The 16,272-nt window shown below is 72.5% G+C and carries 15 protein-coding genes; 8 read left to right on the forward strand and 7 right to left on the reverse strand.

Annotated elements, in window-relative coordinates; all coding sequences use genetic code 11:
- The 3 genes from ACFQPS_RS18340 to ACFQPS_RS18350 form a co-directional block, all read left to right on the forward strand.
- On the forward strand, positions 1 to 2,469 hold a 2,469-nt coding region (locus ACFQPS_RS18340), incomplete at its 5' end, for a S8 family peptidase (RefSeq protein WP_377360671.1).
- Positions 2,470 to 2,481: 12 nt separating this feature from the next.
- A complete protein-coding gene (locus ACFQPS_RS18345; protein WP_377360672.1) occupies positions 2,482 to 3,645 on the forward strand; it encodes a DUF3616 domain-containing protein in 1,164 nt (387 codons plus the stop codon).
- A gap of 89 nt (positions 3,646 to 3,734) precedes the next feature.
- The gene (locus tag ACFQPS_RS18350; RefSeq protein ID WP_377360673.1) at positions 3,735 to 5,090 is read left to right on the forward strand and encodes a TldD/PmbA family protein; all 1,356 of its coding nucleotides are present in this window, start codon (positions 3,735 to 3,737) and stop codon (positions 5,088 to 5,090) included.
- Between the two features lie 61 nt (positions 5,091 to 5,151).
- On the opposite strand, the gene ACFQPS_RS18355 is transcribed toward ACFQPS_RS18350, so the two are convergent.
- The 3 genes from ACFQPS_RS18355 to ACFQPS_RS18365 form a co-directional block, all read right to left on the reverse strand.
- Positions 5,152 to 5,568 carry a hypothetical protein gene (locus ACFQPS_RS18355; protein WP_377360674.1) on the reverse strand — a complete coding sequence of 139 codons (417 nt, stop codon included), beginning with the start codon at positions 5,566 to 5,568 and terminating at the stop codon, positions 5,152 to 5,154.
- Positions 5,569 to 5,675: 107 nt separating this feature from the next.
- Positions 5,676 to 6,152, reverse strand: coding sequence for a hypothetical protein (locus ACFQPS_RS18360; RefSeq protein WP_377360675.1), 477 nt, complete (start codon positions 6,150 to 6,152; stop codon positions 5,676 to 5,678).
- A gap of 107 nt (positions 6,153 to 6,259) precedes the next feature.
- The gene (locus tag ACFQPS_RS18365) at positions 6,260 to 6,733 is read right to left on the reverse strand and encodes an RT0821/Lpp0805 family surface protein (RefSeq protein ID WP_377360676.1); all 474 of its coding nucleotides are present in this window, start codon (positions 6,731 to 6,733) and stop codon (positions 6,260 to 6,262) included.
- On the opposite strand from ACFQPS_RS18365, the gene ACFQPS_RS18370 reads away from it, so the two are divergent.
- The 5 genes from ACFQPS_RS18370 to ACFQPS_RS18390 all read left to right on the forward strand — a co-directional run bounded on the left by ACFQPS_RS18370 (position 6,722) and on the right by ACFQPS_RS18390 (position 10,934).
- Positions 6,722 to 7,141: a hypothetical protein gene (locus ACFQPS_RS18370; RefSeq protein WP_377360677.1), complete on the forward strand. Its 420-nt coding sequence runs from the start codon at positions 6,722 to 6,724 to the stop codon at positions 7,139 to 7,141. The two genes, ACFQPS_RS18365 and ACFQPS_RS18370, sit on opposite strands and share 12 nt — an antisense overlap.
- Before the next feature lie 182 nt (positions 7,142 to 7,323).
- Positions 7,324 to 8,610: a 3-deoxy-D-manno-octulosonic acid transferase gene (locus ACFQPS_RS18375; RefSeq protein WP_377360678.1), complete on the forward strand. Its 1,287-nt coding sequence runs from the start codon at positions 7,324 to 7,326 to the stop codon at positions 8,608 to 8,610.
- Complete coding sequence (gene lpxK / locus ACFQPS_RS18380) at positions 8,607 to 9,623, forward strand: tetraacyldisaccharide 4'-kinase (RefSeq protein WP_377360679.1); 1,017 nt, start codon at positions 8,607 to 8,609, stop codon at positions 9,621 to 9,623. The genes ACFQPS_RS18375 and lpxK overlap by 4 nt, the downstream gene beginning before the upstream one ends.
- Positions 9,607 to 10,509, forward strand: coding sequence for an LpxL/LpxP family acyltransferase (locus ACFQPS_RS18385; RefSeq protein ID WP_377360680.1), 903 nt, complete (start codon positions 9,607 to 9,609; stop codon positions 10,507 to 10,509). Before lpxK ends, ACFQPS_RS18385 begins: the two co-directional genes overlap by 17 nt.
- A gap of 71 nt (positions 10,510 to 10,580) precedes the next feature.
- On the forward strand, positions 10,581 to 10,934 hold the full coding sequence (locus tag ACFQPS_RS18390; RefSeq protein ID WP_377360681.1) for a cupin domain-containing protein: 354 nt from the start codon (positions 10,581 to 10,583) through the stop codon (positions 10,932 to 10,934).
- Positions 10,935 to 10,957: 23 nt separating this feature from the next.
- Here the strand turns inward: ACFQPS_RS18390 and ACFQPS_RS18395 are convergent, their stop codons facing one another.
- From ACFQPS_RS18395 to ACFQPS_RS18410, 4 genes are all read right to left on the reverse strand, one after another.
- On the reverse strand, positions 10,958 to 12,355 hold the full coding sequence (locus tag ACFQPS_RS18395; protein ID WP_377360682.1) for a carotenoid oxygenase family protein: 1,398 nt from the start codon (positions 12,353 to 12,355) through the stop codon (positions 10,958 to 10,960).
- A gap of 111 nt (positions 12,356 to 12,466) precedes the next feature.
- On the reverse strand, positions 12,467 to 14,038 hold the full coding sequence (gene xseA / locus ACFQPS_RS18400) for an exodeoxyribonuclease VII large subunit (RefSeq protein WP_377360683.1): 1,572 nt from the start codon (positions 14,036 to 14,038) through the stop codon (positions 12,467 to 12,469).
- A gap of 137 nt (positions 14,039 to 14,175) precedes the next feature.
- Positions 14,176 to 15,630: a calcium-binding protein gene (locus tag ACFQPS_RS18405; RefSeq protein WP_377360684.1), complete on the reverse strand. Its 1,455-nt coding sequence runs from the start codon at positions 15,628 to 15,630 to the stop codon at positions 14,176 to 14,178.
- A gap of 50 nt (positions 15,631 to 15,680) precedes the next feature.
- On the reverse strand, positions 15,681 to 16,028 hold the full coding sequence (locus ACFQPS_RS18410; RefSeq protein WP_377360685.1) for a helix-turn-helix domain-containing protein: 348 nt from the start codon (positions 16,026 to 16,028) through the stop codon (positions 15,681 to 15,683).
- Between the last annotated feature and the right edge of the window lie 244 nt (positions 16,029 to 16,272).

Consider the following 16,272-nt stretch of genomic DNA (forward strand, 5'->3'; position numbering starts at 1 on the left):
TCGGAGACCTTGAATCAGCCCACCGCAGCCGTGGCAAGCCCCTTTATGGGTCCCAGCCCTAAGTTCGACCGGCTGCGCGATCTGCTTCAACGACCCGGCAGCGCCCTGGAACTGCGCGCCGACCCGGAAGCGCTGGCGCCGGAATGCCTGCTGGTCTTCAAGGTAAAGGGCGTCATCAGCGATTTCGCCAGAGCGGTGAACAGCATTCCAGGACTTGAACTCGTCGATGAGCAGGAACTGGAGGGTGAGGACGGCGAAACCCCGGTTGCCTACCTCATGGTTCCCGATCAGCGCGCACTTCAGAACATCCTGTCGCTCTGGCAACGCTGGCTCGGCGGTCAAGACCTGGGCGCAGGGAACGCACCCTGGCGTAACCTCTTCGGCTTGTTGACGGAAATTCGCCGCTGGGGGCCAGAGGATCGGGTCGACAAGGAGGATCGCGCCTTTCTTCTCCAGGAACTTCAGGATGCGGGAGCAGACGGAACCAGAATCCATCTTGAGGTTGAACTTGTGTACCGCCAGAGGCCGGGTGGGGCCGAGGAGATTGAAGGCCGTTTCCGGGAGTCACTGGCGGCCCGGAATATCCGGATCGTCGATGCCCCGGACCCGATCCGGGACATCGCCTACCATGCACTTCTGGTCGAGGCCCCGGCATCGGAGGTAAGAGCCCTTCTGGAACAGAGAGACGGCAGTCTCGTGCATGCTCTTGAGGTGATGCACATCCGGCCCCAGAGCTTGGGGGCGGCGATCCGGACGGAAGACATTGAAGCCGAGATCATAGCCGAGAGCCCACCGCCAGACCGCTCTCCGATTCTTGCCCTGATGGACGGAGCCACCGTGTCCGCCCATCCGCTTCTGAACGGCCGCACGCGCGTCGAGGATGTGCATGACCTGGACTCGACGGACAGAACGCCTGTTGAACGCCGGGAACACGGCACCGCCATGGCGTCCCTCATCATCCACGGCGATCTGAACTCTCCCGGGACGGCACCGCTTCCACGTCAGATCTGTACCGTGCCGGTCATGCAGTGGAATGGCGCCGAAGAAGAACTGCCGGCAGGCCGGTTGATCGTCGATCTGGTCTATCGTGCTGTCCTGCATCTCCGCAGCCTTACCGACGCCGACATCCTGATCGTGAACTTTTCTCTGGGGAACCTGCGCCGCCCTTTCCATGGCCGCGTGTCGCCCTGGGCGAGGCTGCTGGACTGGCTGGCCTGGGAACATGGCATCCTGTTCGTCGTGTCGGCGGGGAACGATGGCCGCTTCATTCCGGTCACCGGTTACACCACCGGCAATGCCCTGGAGGACGACACGACCGCTGAACGGCCCAAGGCGGTGCTGCGCGGAATCGATGCGGCCAAGGCGGACCGCCGGATCATCAGCCCGGCCGAGACTATCAACGGCATCACCGTCGGAGCGCTGAACCGTGATGCCGTTCCGGCAACAACTCCGAACACAGCGCGGCGGGCATTCCATCCATATGCAAGTCTGACCATGGCCAATCCCTCAAGCCGCCTGGGTCCGGGATTCGCCAATGCCGTAAAGCCAGACATCCTGGCCCCAGGGGGGCGGGAGCATCTGCGGGTCTCGACACCCGACGGAAGGATCGGGGCAGAGCCGATCAGGATGACCCGCGCCTTCGGCCTGAAAGTGGCGGCCCCTCCCAGGCTTGGCACCGATCTGAATGCCACCGGTGCCTCGGGCAACACCAGTGGCGCTACTGCCCTGGCATCCCGCACCGCCCACCGGATCCATGATGCGCTGGAGGAAGCCTATGGCGAGCGGTTCATGATGCTGCCTCGACGGCAGCGGGCGCTGATTCTGAAGGCGCTGCTCGTGCATCCCGCCCGCTGGAACCAAGCCGTGGAAGCGTTCATCAGAGAGGTGGTCGGTCCCGCCGACGGACGCCAGTACGTCAGGCGGAAGGACAACATCCGCCGCTATCTCGGCTATGGTGCTGTCGACGAAGATACCGCGGTTGCCTGCGCCGCCGACCGGGCGACATTCTGGGCGACCGGAACGATTGGCGCCGAACAGTCCATGAAGGTTGAGGTTCCGATCCCCGCCTGCATCGGCGGCGAAGCCAGGCCGCATTCACTTTCGGCAACAGTCGCGTGGTTCGCCCCGATCAGGCCGGGGAGCCAAAGGTATCGGGCGGTGCGGCTGAAGCTGTTGGAGCCCGAAGGGCGCACCGGGCTCCGGGTCGAGGCACGCAATCAAGCGCAACCCGACCAGAACCAGAGTCATCGGGGAACGGTAATCTCCCGCGTCTGGTCCGGTGACGAGGCCCCTGTCGTGACCGCGAACATGACCTGCCCCATCATCATCCAGCGGGAGCCGGACATGGCCGGGTTCGAGGACGAGGAAATTCCTTTCGGGCTTGCGGTCACTCTGGAGATGCAGGGCGTTGTTGAGATCTACGAGCAGGTCCGCCAGCGGCTAGGCCTGCGCCTTCCCGTCGGAACCTAGTCGAGCAACCCCATGCCCCAGCCCGCCAAACCCGTCGGTCGCCTGTCGCTGCACCTGTCCCACCACGGCACGCTGGGGCAGGGGGTGGACATCGCGCTCGCCCGCAACCTCTCCGTCCTGGACACCAGCGGTCCCTGCCTGTGGACGGCGTCGGACGAGACCTGCCAGATCGAGCGGTTGCGTCTGGACGCGGCGGGGGCCGGGAAGGGCGGCGGGGCCGGGGATCATACGGTCTTCCCGCTGACGGACTTCTTCGAGCTGCCGGCCGGCCCGGAGGGCGAGGCGGACATCGAGGGGATCAGCTATGCCGCGCCGTGGCTCTGGGTCACCGGCTCCATGAGCCTTGCCCGCAAGAAGCCGAAGGTCGGGGAGAAGGATGCCGAGGCGGCGCTGGAGCGGCTGACCGAGGTGAAGACCGACCCCAACCGCTGGCTGCTGGGCCGCATCCCCTGCCTGCCCGCGGCGGACGGCGGCTTCGAGCTGCGCCGCGAGGTGGTGCTGGCCGACGGCACGCACCTTGCCGCCGGCTGCCTGAAGATGACGGACCACGGCGGCAATCCGCTGACCAAGGCGCTGAAGGGCGACGAGCATCTGGCCCGCTTCCTGGAGATCCCCGCCAAGGAGAACGGTTTCGACGTGGAGGGCATCGCCGCGGCGACCGGGAGCGGCGGCGAGCGGGTGTTCCTGGGGCTGCGCGGGCCCGTGCTGCGCGGCTGGGCCGTGGTGCTGGAACTGCGGCTGGTGCCGGGCAAGGCGGGGCGGCTGAAGCTGGCCCCGATCGGGGAGCTGGAGGGCGACGAGGAAGCGCCAGACGCCGACGATCTCTACCGCAAGCATTTCCTGGACCTGGACGGCCTGGGCATCCGCGACATGAAGGTGGACGGCGACGACCTGCTGCTGCTGGCCGGCCCGACCATGGACCTGGACGGGCCGGTCGATCTGTGGCGCTGGCCCGGCGCCCTGCGGGCCCGGCAGGCCGACGTGATCCCGCGCCGGGAGCTGGTGCATGTGCTGCGCCTGCCGAACGGCCAGGGCTTCGACCATGCGGAAGGCGTGGCCCTGCTGCCCGGACCCGGCGGCGGCCGCCGCCTGCTGGTCGCCTATGACAATCCGGGCCGGGACCGGATGCACCCGGACGAGGCGTCGGTCGATCTCGACCTGTTCGATCTGCCCTGAGGATCGGCGGCCGGCCGGGCACGGCAGGACTTCTACCGCCGCCGGCCGTTTGCTAGACCTTGGAAGACCGTGACAGAGAGGGGCACCCGATGCCAGGACCGACCGATTCCCGTCCCGATGCCGCCTCCGTCCTGGAGGACCTGATCCGGCTGGCCCGGACGGCCGGGGCCGATGCCGCGGACGCCCTGCTGGTGGACAGCGCCGCGCTCTCCCTCAGCATGCGGCTGGGCCGGCCGGAGAGCCTGGAGCGGTCGGAGTCCGGCGACATCGGACTGCGCGTCTTCGTCGGCCGGCGGATGGCCGTCGTCTCCTCCACCGACCGCAGCCCGGCGATGCTGCGGGAACTGGCGGAGCGGGCCGTCGCCATGGCGCGGACGGTGCCGGAGGACCCCTTCTGCGGTCTGGCCGACCCCGATGCCGTGGCGCGCGACTGGCCCGACCTGGATCTCTGCGACGCCTACGAGCCGAGCGCGGAGGAGCTGATCGACGCCGCCCGCCGCGTGGAGGAGGCTGCCCTGGCGGTCGAGGGCGTCAGCAACTCCGACGGGGCGGACGGGAGCTGGTCGCGCTCCGCCGTGGCGCTGGCGGCCTCCAACGGCTTCTTCGGCGGCTATTCCGTCAGCCGCCGCTCGCTCTCCGTCTCCGTGCTGGCCGGCAGCGGCACCGGCATGGAGCGCGACTACGACTACCATTCGACCGTCTATGGCGCCGATCTGCGGGCGCCGGAGGAGATCGGCCGCCGCGCCGGGGAGCGCGCCGTGGCCCGGCTGAACCCGCGCAAGGTCCGCAGCCGGCAGGTGCCGGTGGTCTACGACCCGCGCGTCGCCGGCGGGCTGCTGGGGCATCTGGCCGGCGCCATCTCCGGCAGCGCCATCGCCCGTGGCACCAGCTTCCTGAAGGACCGGCTGAACCAGCCGGTCTTCGCCCCCGGCATCGAGGTGGTGGACGATCCCGGCGTGCGCCGCGGCCTGCGCTCCAAGCCGTTCGACGCGGAGGGGCTGCGGCCGCAGCGCCGCGCCATCATCGCGGACGGCGTGCTGACGACCTGGATCATGGATCTGCGCTCGTCCCGGCAGCTCGGCCTCGCCAGCACCGGCCACGCCTCGCGCGGGACCGGCGGGCCGCCCTCCCCCTCCCCGACCAACCTGTTCCTCAGCCCCGGCACGCTGAGCCCGGAGGTGCTGATGGCGGACATCGAGGAGGGGTTCTACATCACCTCCCTGATGGGTCAGGGGGTGAACGGGGTGACGGGCGACTATTCGCGCGGCGCCAGCGGCTTCTGGATCGAGGGGGGCCGCATCGCCTACCCGGTCAGCGAGGTGACCGTGGCCGGGAACCTGAAGGAGATGTTCCGCAACCTGACCCCGGCCAGCGACCTGGAGCTGCGCCACGGGATCGACGCGCCGACCGTGCGGATCGAGGGGATGACGGTGGCCGGCACCTGAGGCCGGCAACGGTCATGCCGTGACGTGGCGGAGGCAACGCGGCGGGTCAGTCGCCATCGGATCAGTCGCCGTCGCGGGCGGCCCGTTCGCGGGTATAGGTCATGAAACTGGTGTCGCTGCCGACCGGGCGGCGGTCCACCACCGTCTCCTCCCGGGGGCCCGCCTTGCTCCGGGCGGGGCCGCAGCCCTTCGCCGGGTCCAGGGCCTGTCCGGTCAGATCGCCCAGGGTGGAGCCCACGGCCGCCCCCAGCACCGCGGCCCCGACCTGTTGGTCGTCGTTGCCGGCATCCGCGGCCAGCAGGCCGACGGCGATGCCAGCGACCGTGCCCAGGCCCAGGCCGATCTTGGCGCCCGTGCTGCGCTGGCGCGGGCAGTCGGGCAGCACCGGCAGCGGCTCCGGCAACGGTTCACCCGGCGGGTCGAGGCGGCGGAAGGTGTTGACGCTGCCCGCAGGCACGGCAGGGCCGCTGCCTGCCACGGCGGGCTTTCCGGCAGCGGCGTCCGGGCCGGTCCCGCCGGCAGGCGCCGGGCCGGCGAGCAACAGGACCAGGGCGGCACAGAGGGTCCCCCGGGCCGCCGCGGCTGTCATCGGAAATTCCAGAACTCGACCGGCGCCCGCACGGAGGGCAGGCCGCCCGGCTGGGTCGGGGCCAGCGAGCGGACCCAGGCCTGATTGTACCAGAGCCCGCCGTTCAGCCGGTACGGATAGTAGGGCCGCTGAAGACCTTCCTCATAGGGCACCCAGTTGCTGCCCAGCAGGTCGTTGGTGCGGGTGGTGGAACTGCCGAAGCGCAGGGGCGAGCCGTAGGCGTGGAAGGTGACGGCGGCGTCACGGTCATCCGTCGCGCCCGTATCGCGCGGATCGGCCGCCACGCCCATCCGCCCGCTCTCGAACAGCGGCGGCGGCAGGCTGCCCGGCAGGGCGGCGCCGACCCGCTCACCCGGGAGGGGGGCGCGCCGGATCGGCTCGAAGCCGCGGACGGCGCCGGGCTCGTCGGCCAGCGCCGGGGCGGCGATGGCGGACAGAACCAGGAGGGCGAGAAGGGAACGCAGGCGGGCCATGGCCTCGGTCTCCAGCGGGATTCCGTACTCTTCGAAGATCGGCCCGCGCGGCCCCGCCGTCAAGGGCGGTGCGGCCGCGCGGGCCGGCTGTCGCTGCGGGGCAGGCGTCAGTTGACGATCTCCCAGGTGCCGTCGGGCTGGCGGCAGGCGGTGCCGGTCACCTCCTCCAGGCGGCTGCCGATGAAGGCGCGGCTCGTATATTCGCGGCAGTAGCGCCCGGACGTCCGCTCGTAGGCCTCCTCCGGCACGATCTCGTACCGGATGCCATCGTCCGGATTGTGCCAGGCGATGGCGCTGCCGCCGGGTGCGCGCTCCATCGCCTGGACGAAGCACCCCCGGTCCGCCGGCGCGTCCAGCGCGCCGCCCAGGGCCGCCCCCAGAAGGATGCCCCCGATGGTCGCCGCCACCTGACCGTCGCCGTCGCCGATCCGGGACCCGGCGAGTCCGCCGCCCACCGCTCCCAGCAGGGCGCCGAGATTGGCATCCACCAGACCACGGTCGCAACGGCCGCGCTCGACCCCGACGGGAAGCGCATAGAACTGCCCGTAGACCGGTGCCACCGGATAGGGGTGGACGACCACCCTGCCGTCATGGCGCCGGTGATGGTGCTTCCAGCCGCCGTGGCGGTGGTCATCGCGGTGCCAACGGTCGCGGTGGTCGTGACGCCAGGGGTCGCCCCGCCGGTGGTCGTGGTGCCAGCGGTCGTCGTGCCCGTGACCGTGATGCCCGTGACCGTCGTGGCGCCAGTCGCCGCGGTGCCGGTCGCCACGGTAGTCGTGGTCCCATCGGCGATCGTCGTGGCGCCCGTCGTGGCGATCATCGTGCCGGCCATCCGGATGCCCGTGGTGCTGCGGGTGGCCGGGTCCCCTGTCGCGGTGGTCGTGGGCGGGCGCCCAGGACGGCGGATCGGCCAGCGCCGGCCCCGCGCACAGGCTCCCCAGCAGGAGGACGGCCAGGACGGTCGGGCGAAGGCGGGCGGTCATCGGTGAGCCTCAATGGTGACGGGCTGTCTCCAGACTGAGGCTGCGGGCCGATCGCGGCCGGAGTTTGTCAGGTCGGGGGCGTTTCCGCGCAGTCTCCCCCGGGCCAAGTCGCGGATGGCTTGCCGGTTGCGCCGAAGGGGTGGTCGGGCGTAAATCCTGCGCCCATCCCGTAGCACCCGCACCGTCCCATGCTGGAAACCCTTTACCGTGGCCTGACCCATCTGGCCGGGCCCGCCGTGCGGCGGCTGCTCGACCGGCGTGCCGCCCGCGGCAAGGAGGACCCGGCCCGCCGGGCCGAGCGGCTGGGCGAGCCCACCCTGCCCCGGCCGGCCGGGCGGCTGGTCTGGCTGCACGCCGCCAGCGTCGGCGAGTCCCTGGCGATCCTGCCCCTGGTGGAGCGGCTGCTGGCCGCCGATACCGGGGCGCACGCGCTGGTCACCACCGGCACCGTCACCTCCGCCGCGCTGATGGCGAAGCGGCTGCCCCGGCGCGCCATGCACCAGTACGTGCCGGTGGACCTGCCCGGCGCCTGCCGCCAGTTCCTGGATCACTGGCGGCCCGATCTGGTGCTCTGGGTGGAGTCGGAGTTCTGGCCCAACCTGCTGGGCGAGGTGCGCCGCCGCCGGCTGCCCTGCGCCCTGGTCAACGCCCGGCTGAGCGAGGCCAGCTTCCGCGGCTGGCGCCGCTTCCCCGGGGCGGCGCGCCGGCTGCTGTCCGGCTTCCGGCTGGCGCTGGCGCAGACGGACGCCGAGGCGGCGCGGCTGCGCGCGCTGGGCATCGCCGATGTGCGCGCCGTCGGCAACCTGAAATACTCGGCCGAGCCCCTGCCGGCGGATGCGGGCGCGCTGGCGGCCCTGCGCGAGGCCGTGGGAGAACGGCCGGTCTGGGTCTTCGCCAGCAGCCATGCCGGGGAGGAGGAGGTCGCGGCCGAGGCGCACGCCCGGCTGGCCGGCATCCTGCCGGACCTGCTGACGCTGCTGGTGCCGCGCCACCCCGAGCGGGGACCGGAGATCGCGGCCCGGCTGGCCGGGCGCGGCCTTGCGGTGGCACGGCGCGCGGCGCAGCAGTCGATCACTCCGCAGATCCAGGTCTATGTCGCGGACACGCTGGGCGAGCTGGGCCTGTTCTTCCGGCTGGCGCCGGTGGCGGCGGTCGGGGGCTCCTTCGTCGGGATCGGCGGGCACAACCCGATCGAGCCGGCGCTGCTGGGCTCGGCCGTGCTGTACGGCCCCTGCATGACCAACTTCGCCGCCATCGCCGAGGAGCTGGAGGCGGAGGGTGGCGCCCTGCGGGTGGCCGACGCGGCCGCCCTGGCGCGGGAGGTCGGCCGCCTGCTGGCCGACGGGACCGCCCGCAACGCCAGGACGGCAGCGGCCGCAGCGGTGGCGGAGCGCAACCGGCGCGCCGTGGACCGGGTGCTGGCGGCGCTGGCGCCGCTGCTGGAAGAGGCCGGCTTCGCCCGGACGGCGGCATGAGGGCACCCGCCTTCTGGTACGCCCCGCCGGGCACGGCCGGGTCCATGCTGACCGCGGCCCTGCTGGCCCCGGCGTCCCTGGTCTGGACGGCGGCGACCCGCTGGCGCCTGTCCGGCGCCCGTCCCTGGCGCGCCCCGCTGCCGGTGGTCTGCGTCGGCAACCTGGTCGCCGGCGGCGCCGGTAAGACGCCCGTCGTCCTGGACCTGCTGGCCCGGCTGCGCCGCGACGGGCTGGACGCGCATGCCCTGAGCCGCGGCCATGGCGGGCGCCTGCCCGGCCCGCTGCGGGTCGATCCCGCCCGCCACACGGCGGCGGAGGTGGGGGACGAGCCGCTGCTGCTGGCCGCGTCCGCCCCGGCCTGGATCGCGCGGGACCGTGCGGCCGGGGCCCGCGCCGCGGCGGCGGCCGGGGCCGGCGCGCTGGTGCTGGATGACGGCTTCCAGAATCCCGGCCTCGCCAAGGACCTGTCGCTGCTGGTGGTGGACGGGGAGGCCGGGGTCGGCAACGGCCGCGTCATCCCCGCCGGCCCCTTGCGCGAGCCGGTGGCCGACGGGCTGGCGCGGGCGCAGGCGCTGCTCCTGCTGGGGGAGGACCGCCGCGGCATCGCCGACCTCTGCCGCGGCCGGCTGCCGGTGCTGCGCGGACGGCTGGTGCCCGAACCGCAGGCGGCCGCCGCCCTGGCCGGGCGGCGGGTGCTGGCCTTCGCCGGGATCGGCCGGCCGGAGAAGTTCTTCCGCACGCTGGAGGCGCTGGGGGCGGACATCGCGGCCCGCCTCCCCTTCCCCGACCATCATCCCTTCACCCCGGCGGAGCTGCGCGCCCTGCTGGACCGGGCGGCGGCGCTGGACGCCCTGGCCGTGACGACGGAGAAGGACATGGTGCGTCTCCCGGCGGCGCTGCGCGGCCGGGTCCGCGCCCTGCCCGTCGCCGTCACCTGGGAGGAGCCGGACGCGCTGGACCGGCTGCTCGCGCCCCTGTTGCCCGGAAAGGAAGACCATGGCCAAGCGCAGTGACGCCAGACGCCGCTGGGACCGGCTGGTCGGCTACCGGCTGGAGGCCGTCGGCCTCGCCCTGCTGTTCGGGCTGCTGCGGCTGCTGTCGCTGGACGCGGCCTCGGCCCTGGGCGGCCGGCTGGCCGGCAGGCTGGGACCGAAGCTGGGCGCCTCCCGCCGGATGCGGCGGGCCATCGCCCGCAGCTTCCCCGACATGCCGGAGACGGAGCGGGAGACGGTGCTGGCCGGCGCCTGGGAGAATTTCGGCCGCACCATGGCGGAATACGCCCACCTGGACACCCTGGCACGCGACTGGGACCGGCGGGTGGAGATGTCGGGCGGGGAGCATCTGTCCGCGCTGGCCGCGGACGGCCGCCCCGGCATCGCCATCACCGGGCATTTCGCCAACTGGGAACTGGCGGGCATGGCCTGTGCCCGCTACGGCGTCGCCCTGACCTTCGTCTTCCGCGAGCCGAACAACCCCTATGCCGCCCGCCGGCTGGCCCGGGCACGCGCGCCCCTGGGCGGCACCATGGTGCCGAAGGGCCGGGTGGCGGCAAAGGGGCTGATCTCCGCCATGCGCAGCGGCGGGCATGTCGGGCTGCTGGTGGACCAGAAACTGAACGAGGGCATCCCCGTCCCCTTCCTGGGCCGCGACGCCATGACCGGCACCGTGCTGGCCGACCTCGCCCTGCGCTTCGATGCGCCGGTGGTGCCGGTCCGGGTCACCCGGCTGGAGGGCGCCCGCTTCCGGGTGGAGGCGCTGCCGCCGCTCGTTTTCCAGCGCAGCGGCGACCAGACGGCGGACGTGGCCGCCGCCATGGCCCAGGTCAACGCCCTGATGGAAGACTGGGTGCGCGCGGCGCCCGGCCAGTGGCTCTGGCAGCACCGGCGCTGGCCGGACTGATCCGGTCCCTTGCCGCGACCGGCGGAAGCGGCGACAAAGGGCGGGTCGATCCCTTGCCGGAGGCCCGCCCCATGCCCGTCCCGCCCGTCGTGAGCTTCCAGGACCCGCTGCCGGAGGCCGAGAGCTACCGTCCCGACGCCGCCAAGGTGCTGGCCGGCGACCCGGTGCAGCGGGTGGCGAACGTCTTCAGCAGCGCCGATGGCCGCTTCAACTGCGGCGTCTGGTCGGGCGAGCCCGGTACGTGGCGGGTGAGCTTCAGCGAGAACGAGTTCTGCCGCCTGCTGGAGGGTGTGGTGGTCGTGACCGCCGACGACGGCCCCGCCCGCACCTTCCGCGCCGGCGACGCCTTCGTCATGCCCGCCGGCTTCGAGGGCACCTGGGAAGTGGTGGAGCGGGCGACCAAGCTCTACGCCGTCTACGAATAGGCGCCCGCTCCTTCACAGCCGCGTCACGCCCCGGCCGGGTAGAACTGGCCGTGGAAGCCGAAGGGGGCCGGGTGGGGCAGCCAGGCGCGGGCCAGCTCGTCCAGCGTTCCGGCCTCCAGCACCAGAAGGAAGGAGCGGCCGGTGCCGCCGTCCAGCACCAGGGACAGCAGGACGGCGCCGGTGCCGTCCGGGGCCGGCACGATCACCGGCTCCCCCGGCCAGGTGCCGGGCTCGTACCAGCGGGCGGTCGGGCGGCCGGCGTTCGGGTCGAACCGGATCAGGCTGTCCAGGAAGCCCGAATCGGCCATCGTCGCGCCGACGCCCCAGGCCACCGTGTAGTCGCGCCGCGCGTCACGGTCCTCGCGGATGCGGGGCAGTTCCAGCGCGCCGTCCCAGAGCGGCTCGCACACCGCCTCCTTGCCGTCCAGCGGCAGCCGGTAGCGGACCAGCCGGCCGGCGGCCAGCGGGTTGGCCGCGTGCGGGCCGCACAGCCGGCTGAGGGTCATCTCCCCGATCACCTCGGCATCGCGGTAGACGCAGAGGTCGATCACCACCTCGCCCGGCCGGTCGAAGGCGTTTATCTGATGGAAGGAGAAGGCCGGCGGTGCCTCCAGCGTGCGGACGCTGCCGTCGCGCCGGTCGATCAGGTGGAAGCGCATCGGCAGCCCCTGCCGCCAGCGGTAGTTGGCGATGAAGGGTTCGCCCGACAGCAGCAGGGTCAGCGGGCTGACGCGGAAGGGCGACTCGAACAGGATGACGAAGCGGTCGGTCAGCCCGAAGCTGTGCATGTAGGCGGGGGCATCGGTCTGCACCGTCGCCAGTTCGCGCCGTCCCGTCTGCGCGTCGCCCTGGGTCAGGATGCGGTAGCAGCAGCGGCGGCCGAAATGGATCAGGTAGTTGACCCACTCCCGCCGCTCCGGGTCCCAGAGCGGGTGCGCGGTCGTGACCTGGCCGGGGATGTCGTCGGCATAGGGCTCGGTGGCCAGCGTCTCCAGCGTCTCCGGATCGAAGCGCACGCGGTCCGGCGTCTCCGTCAGGGCGTAGGTGCCGGTCGCCGTGCGCTGGACATTCACGTTGGCATTGTTCGAGGCCGCGAGCCGCCGCATCAGCTCCTTGATCCGGCCCAGCGGGCCGTGGTCGGGCGGGGTGGCGAACTCGCCATGGACGATACGGCCCTCCCGCATGGCGTCGCAGTAGCCGCGGCTGCGCACCAGCCGGTTGCTGTAGCGCACGCGCCCGCCGGCGATGCCGAAGCGGTAGAGCATGCCCAGCCCGTCGAACCAGTGCCGGTAGGACTGCCCTTCCACCTCGAACAGGGCCGGGCCGGCGCGCAGCAGCACGCCCTCCAGCCAGTCGGGCAGGCGGCCTTCCACCGGTAGCGCGACGTCGGACAGTTCCTCACCCAGGCTCTGAAAGCCCAACCGGTAATCCCGCATCACCCTTCCCGTTTCCGGGGCCCCGCCCCGATCCAGAATGCACATCGGATGAACGTCGCCCCCCGGCCGAGGTTGCCGGCCGAGGATGCCTCCGCGTCAGAACAGGCTGCCCTGGTCCGCCTTTGCCTTGCCGGCCCGGATCCTCGCGGCCGGAGACGCCCCCGGAGCCGCGCCGTCCACCACCGCGCCGACGGTGCCGTCGGCGAAGCGCAGCGCCACCGGCTGGCCGGGGGCGGTGTCGGCGGCGCGGGTGAGGGGACGTCCCTCGGCATCGGCGACCAGGACGAAACCCCGCTCCAGCACGCCCTTGTAGCTGTAGCTCTCCAGGAGCTGCCCCAGCGCCGCCAGCCGCTGTCCCGCCTGATCCAGGCGCCGGGCATGGGCGTGGTCGAGCCGCGGCGGCAGAGCGTCCAGCCTGTCCCGGCCGGTCTCGATCTGCCGGCGCAACGGCAGCGGGGACAGCCGGTCGGCCACCCGGTGGAAGCGCCCCTGCTCGACGGTCAGCGCCCGGTCGAAGCCGGCGCGCAGGGCACGGCCGGCGGCATCGGCCCGGGCGGCAGCCAGCCCGATCACCTCACGCGGGTGGCGCAGCTTGATGCCGAGCTGCTGCACGGCCGCATGCCGCCGCTCCAGTCCCGTGCGCAGCGACAGCTCCAGACGCTCGGCCCGGTCGTCCAGGCGCTGCACGCAGCCCTCCAGCAGGGCGCGCGGATCGCCCAGGCCGCGGCCCAGCCCCTCCACATGGTTGCGGCGGATGTCGATCGCCCGCGACAGGCACTGGTGCAGCCGGCGGCCGTCGTCCAGCACCTGGGCCAGCAGCTCGGTCCGCACCGGCACCGCCATCTCCGCCGCGGCGGTGGGGGTCGGCGCGCGGCGGTCCGACGCGAAGTCGATCAGCGTGGTGTCCGTCTCGTGCCCGACGGCGGAGATCAGCGGGATGGCGCTGGCCGCGGCCGCGCGCACCACCGCCTCCTCGTTGAAGGGCATCAGGTCTTCCAGGCTGCCGCCGCCGCGCGCCACGATGATGAGGTCCGGCCGCGGCACCGGCCCGGCGGGGGCGATGGCGTTGAAACCGGCGATGGCGCGGGCGACCTGGTCCGCCGCCCCCTCCCCCTGCACCGCCACGGGCCAGAGCAGGACATGGCGGGGGAAGCGGTCGGCCAGCCGGTGCAGGATGTCCCGGATCACGGCCCCCGTGGGGCTGGTGACGACGCCGATCACCTCGGGCAGGAAGGGCAGCGGCTTCTTGCGCTCGGGCGCGAACAGCCCCTCCGCCGCCAGCCGGCGCTTGCGCTCCTCCAGCATCTTGAGAAGCGCGCCCTCCCCCGCCAGTTCCATCGTCTCGATCACGAGCTGGTACTGGCTGCGGCCGGGATAGGTGGTCAGGCGGCCGGTGCAGACCACCTCCATCCCCTCCTCGGGCCGGACCGACAGCCGGGCGGCCACGCCCTTCCAGCAGACGGCCTCCAGCACCGCCGTCTCGTCCTTCAGGCGCAGATAGACATGGCCGGAGCTGTGGCGCTTCGGCTGGCTGATCTCGCCGCGCACGCGGACATAGCCGTAGGCGTCCTCCACCGTGCGCTTCAGCGCGCGGGCGAGATCGCCCACGGACATCTCCGGCAGGTTGGAGCCGGTGCGGGGCGGCAGGTCGGCCGGATCGTGGCTCATGGGCGGGGGATCGGGGGTGACGGGCGGGAACGGGGGCGGGATCATAGCCGCGCCCGGGGGACCGGCGATACCCCGCCGCACGGGGGGGGCCCGGATGACGGGAACGGGGGGCGGGCACCCCGGAGGAACCGGGGCGGTCAGCCCAGATCGGACTCCGTCAGGGCAGCTCTGGCGATGATGATGACGGTCAGGTCGGAGATGCCATCGCCGGTGAGATCGATGTCCACGCTGTGGATGAGGCCCGGACGCGACGGCGACGCTGCCGTGGCCGTGTCGGTGGCCGTAGTCGTGCCGATGGTGTCGTCGGTCGCCACGCCGGCCCGCTCGCCGCTGGCGAACATTCCGGGCTGCTGCGACCGCCCCTCGACGTTGCCGTGCTCGTGCAGCACCCCGGCCAGCAGGTCGGCCACCGGCCCGGGCAGCGCGTCCAGCAGCTTCTGGTCGATCAGGCGGCCGCCACCGAAGTCCAGGCGGTCGCCCTCGTCACGGTCGAAATCCAGGATCACGGCAGCAGGTCGGGGCGCGTCCGGCGCCGCGTCCCAGCCCTCCGCCAGACGGAAGACGAAACGGTCGGCGCCCCGGCCGCCGGCGGCCACGGTGCCTTCGGTCACGATCAGGGTGTCGTCGCCGTCCCCGGCGAGCAGCAGATCAAGGCCCCCGCCGCCGTCCAGCGTGTCGTCCCCCGGGCCGCCCAGCAGGGTGTCGTTCCCGGCCCCGCCGTCCAGCACGTCGTTCCCGGCCCCGCCGAGCAGCAGGTCGTCCCCGTCGCCGCCGGACAGGCTGTCGTCGCCGTCCCCGCCGATCAGGGTGTCGTTGCCAGCGCCGCCCTCCAGCGTATCGTTTCCGTCTCCGCCGGTCAGGCTGTCGTCGCCATCCCCGCCGGTCAGGTGAAGGCCGGGCGCGTCGGCCCTGGCGTCCAGGGCATCCCCGACCGGGGGCGCGGCCGCGGCCGGCGGGTCCGATGCAGGAACCGGCACCGGGACGGTCGGCCGGTCCGCGGTCGGACCGAGCACGGCCAGGGAGGCGAGCGCGAAGCCGCGGCTGTCGTCGGCATCCCCGCCGCGCAGGGGAAGCGCGAGGGGCAGCAAGGTCGCCGCATCGACGGGGCGGTCGGCCGTGTCTTCTGCCGGAGGGGGGGTGAGCGGAAGGGCATCCGTTTCCGGCACCGGCAGGGGGGCGGCCTCGGCCGTCTCGCTGCGGACCAGGAAGTCCGCCACCAGGATCATCGCCATCAGGGCCGGGGTGACCAGCTTCCACGACACTTCGGCGTTGCGCCGCTGCTCCGGCATCAGCGTGCCGAAGACCCCGCGCAGAGCCTGACGGAGATCGGCATCTTCCGAGACCAGATCGGCGGAGACATGGTGGACGACGCAGCGCCCGCCGATGCGGGCGATGTGGACCAGCACCTCGCCCGTCTCCACCGACTTCACGATGAACCAGGGGTCGCCCTGGTCGCCGGCCCCCATCGCCGTCTCGAACGGCGACAGGCCGCTGCCCAGGCGGCTGGCCAGCAGGTACAGCTCGCCCTTCTCCTGTTCGGACCAGGAGCGGGTCTGCAAGGCGGACCGGATGAAGGGAACGATGTCGCCCACGGGAACCTACAGGCTGAACAACGCGTCAGGCCGCCGGGAGGACGGCGCGCTCAGGCGGCCGAGCCTCCGCCGGAAGCGGCACGGCTGGGAACCGGGACCGCCGCCTCCTCCGGAAAGAGCAGCCGGTGCATCTCGGGATCGTAATAGCGCAAGATCATCTTGGCGAAAATACGCGCGTCGAGCCCCACGGCCTGCGCCCAGCCCTCGTAATGCTCGGGAGGGATGCGTCCATGGCCTCCCTCCACCTGCGAGACGAAGGTGTAGTAGCGCAGGCCCAGACGTTCGGCCACGTCGGCCTGGGTCAGGCCCGCGGCTTCGCGCTGGGCCTTCAGCCAACGGCCCGCCTGCCTGCGCAGGTCGTCGCGGATCGCCGCCGCCCGTTCCGGTTCAGCCGGCATCACATCTCTCCCATCGCGCGCGCCGGCGACGGAACCCGTCCACCGGCGCAGACCTATCTATGCAAGCGGTGGCGGAGAAACAACAGAAACCCCGACAATACCGGGGTTTCTGTCCCGGCCACCGGCGCCGGTGGAGACCCGGACAGGCCCCTCCACCAAGACGCAGAGAAAACCCTATTGACATTGAACGGCAGTTTCAAGATTACTGTACACGGGTTTCGCGGTGGTGCCGCCCCTCCGCCGC

Source organism: Rhodocista pekingensis (assembly GCF_042665545.1).
In the GTDB taxonomy this organism is placed as follows: domain Bacteria; phylum Pseudomonadota; class Alphaproteobacteria; order Azospirillales; family Azospirillaceae; genus Rhodocista; species Rhodocista pekingensis.

Excerpts from the sequence above, each read along its gene's own strand:
- ACFQPS_RS18345 (WP_377360672.1), top strand. The coding sequence starts at position 2,482 with ATGCCCCAGCCCGCCAAACCCGTCGGTCGCCTGTCGCTGCACCTGTCC.
- ACFQPS_RS18350 (WP_377360673.1), top strand. The coding sequence starts at position 3,735 with ATGCCAGGACCGACCGATTCCCGTCCCGATGCCGCCTCCGTCCTGGAG.
- ACFQPS_RS18360 (WP_377360675.1), bottom strand. The coding sequence starts at position 6,152 with ATGGCCCGCCTGCGTTCCCTTCTCGCCCTCCTGGTTCTGTCCGCCATC.
- ACFQPS_RS18375 (WP_377360678.1), top strand. The coding sequence starts at position 7,324 with ATGCTGGAAACCCTTTACCGTGGCCTGACCCATCTGGCCGGGCCCGCC.
- lpxK (WP_377360679.1), top strand. The coding sequence starts at position 8,607 with ATGAGGGCACCCGCCTTCTGGTACGCCCCGCCGGGCACGGCCGGGTCC.
- ACFQPS_RS18385 (WP_377360680.1), top strand. The coding sequence starts at position 9,607 with ATGGCCAAGCGCAGTGACGCCAGACGCCGCTGGGACCGGCTGGTCGGC.
- ACFQPS_RS18390 (WP_377360681.1), top strand. The coding sequence starts at position 10,581 with ATGCCCGTCCCGCCCGTCGTGAGCTTCCAGGACCCGCTGCCGGAGGCC.
- xseA (WP_377360683.1), bottom strand. The coding sequence starts at position 14,038 with ATGAGCCACGATCCGGCCGACCTGCCGCCCCGCACCGGCTCCAACCTG.
- ACFQPS_RS18410 (WP_377360685.1), bottom strand. The coding sequence starts at position 16,028 with ATGCCGGCTGAACCGGAACGGGCGGCGGCGATCCGCGACGACCTGCGC.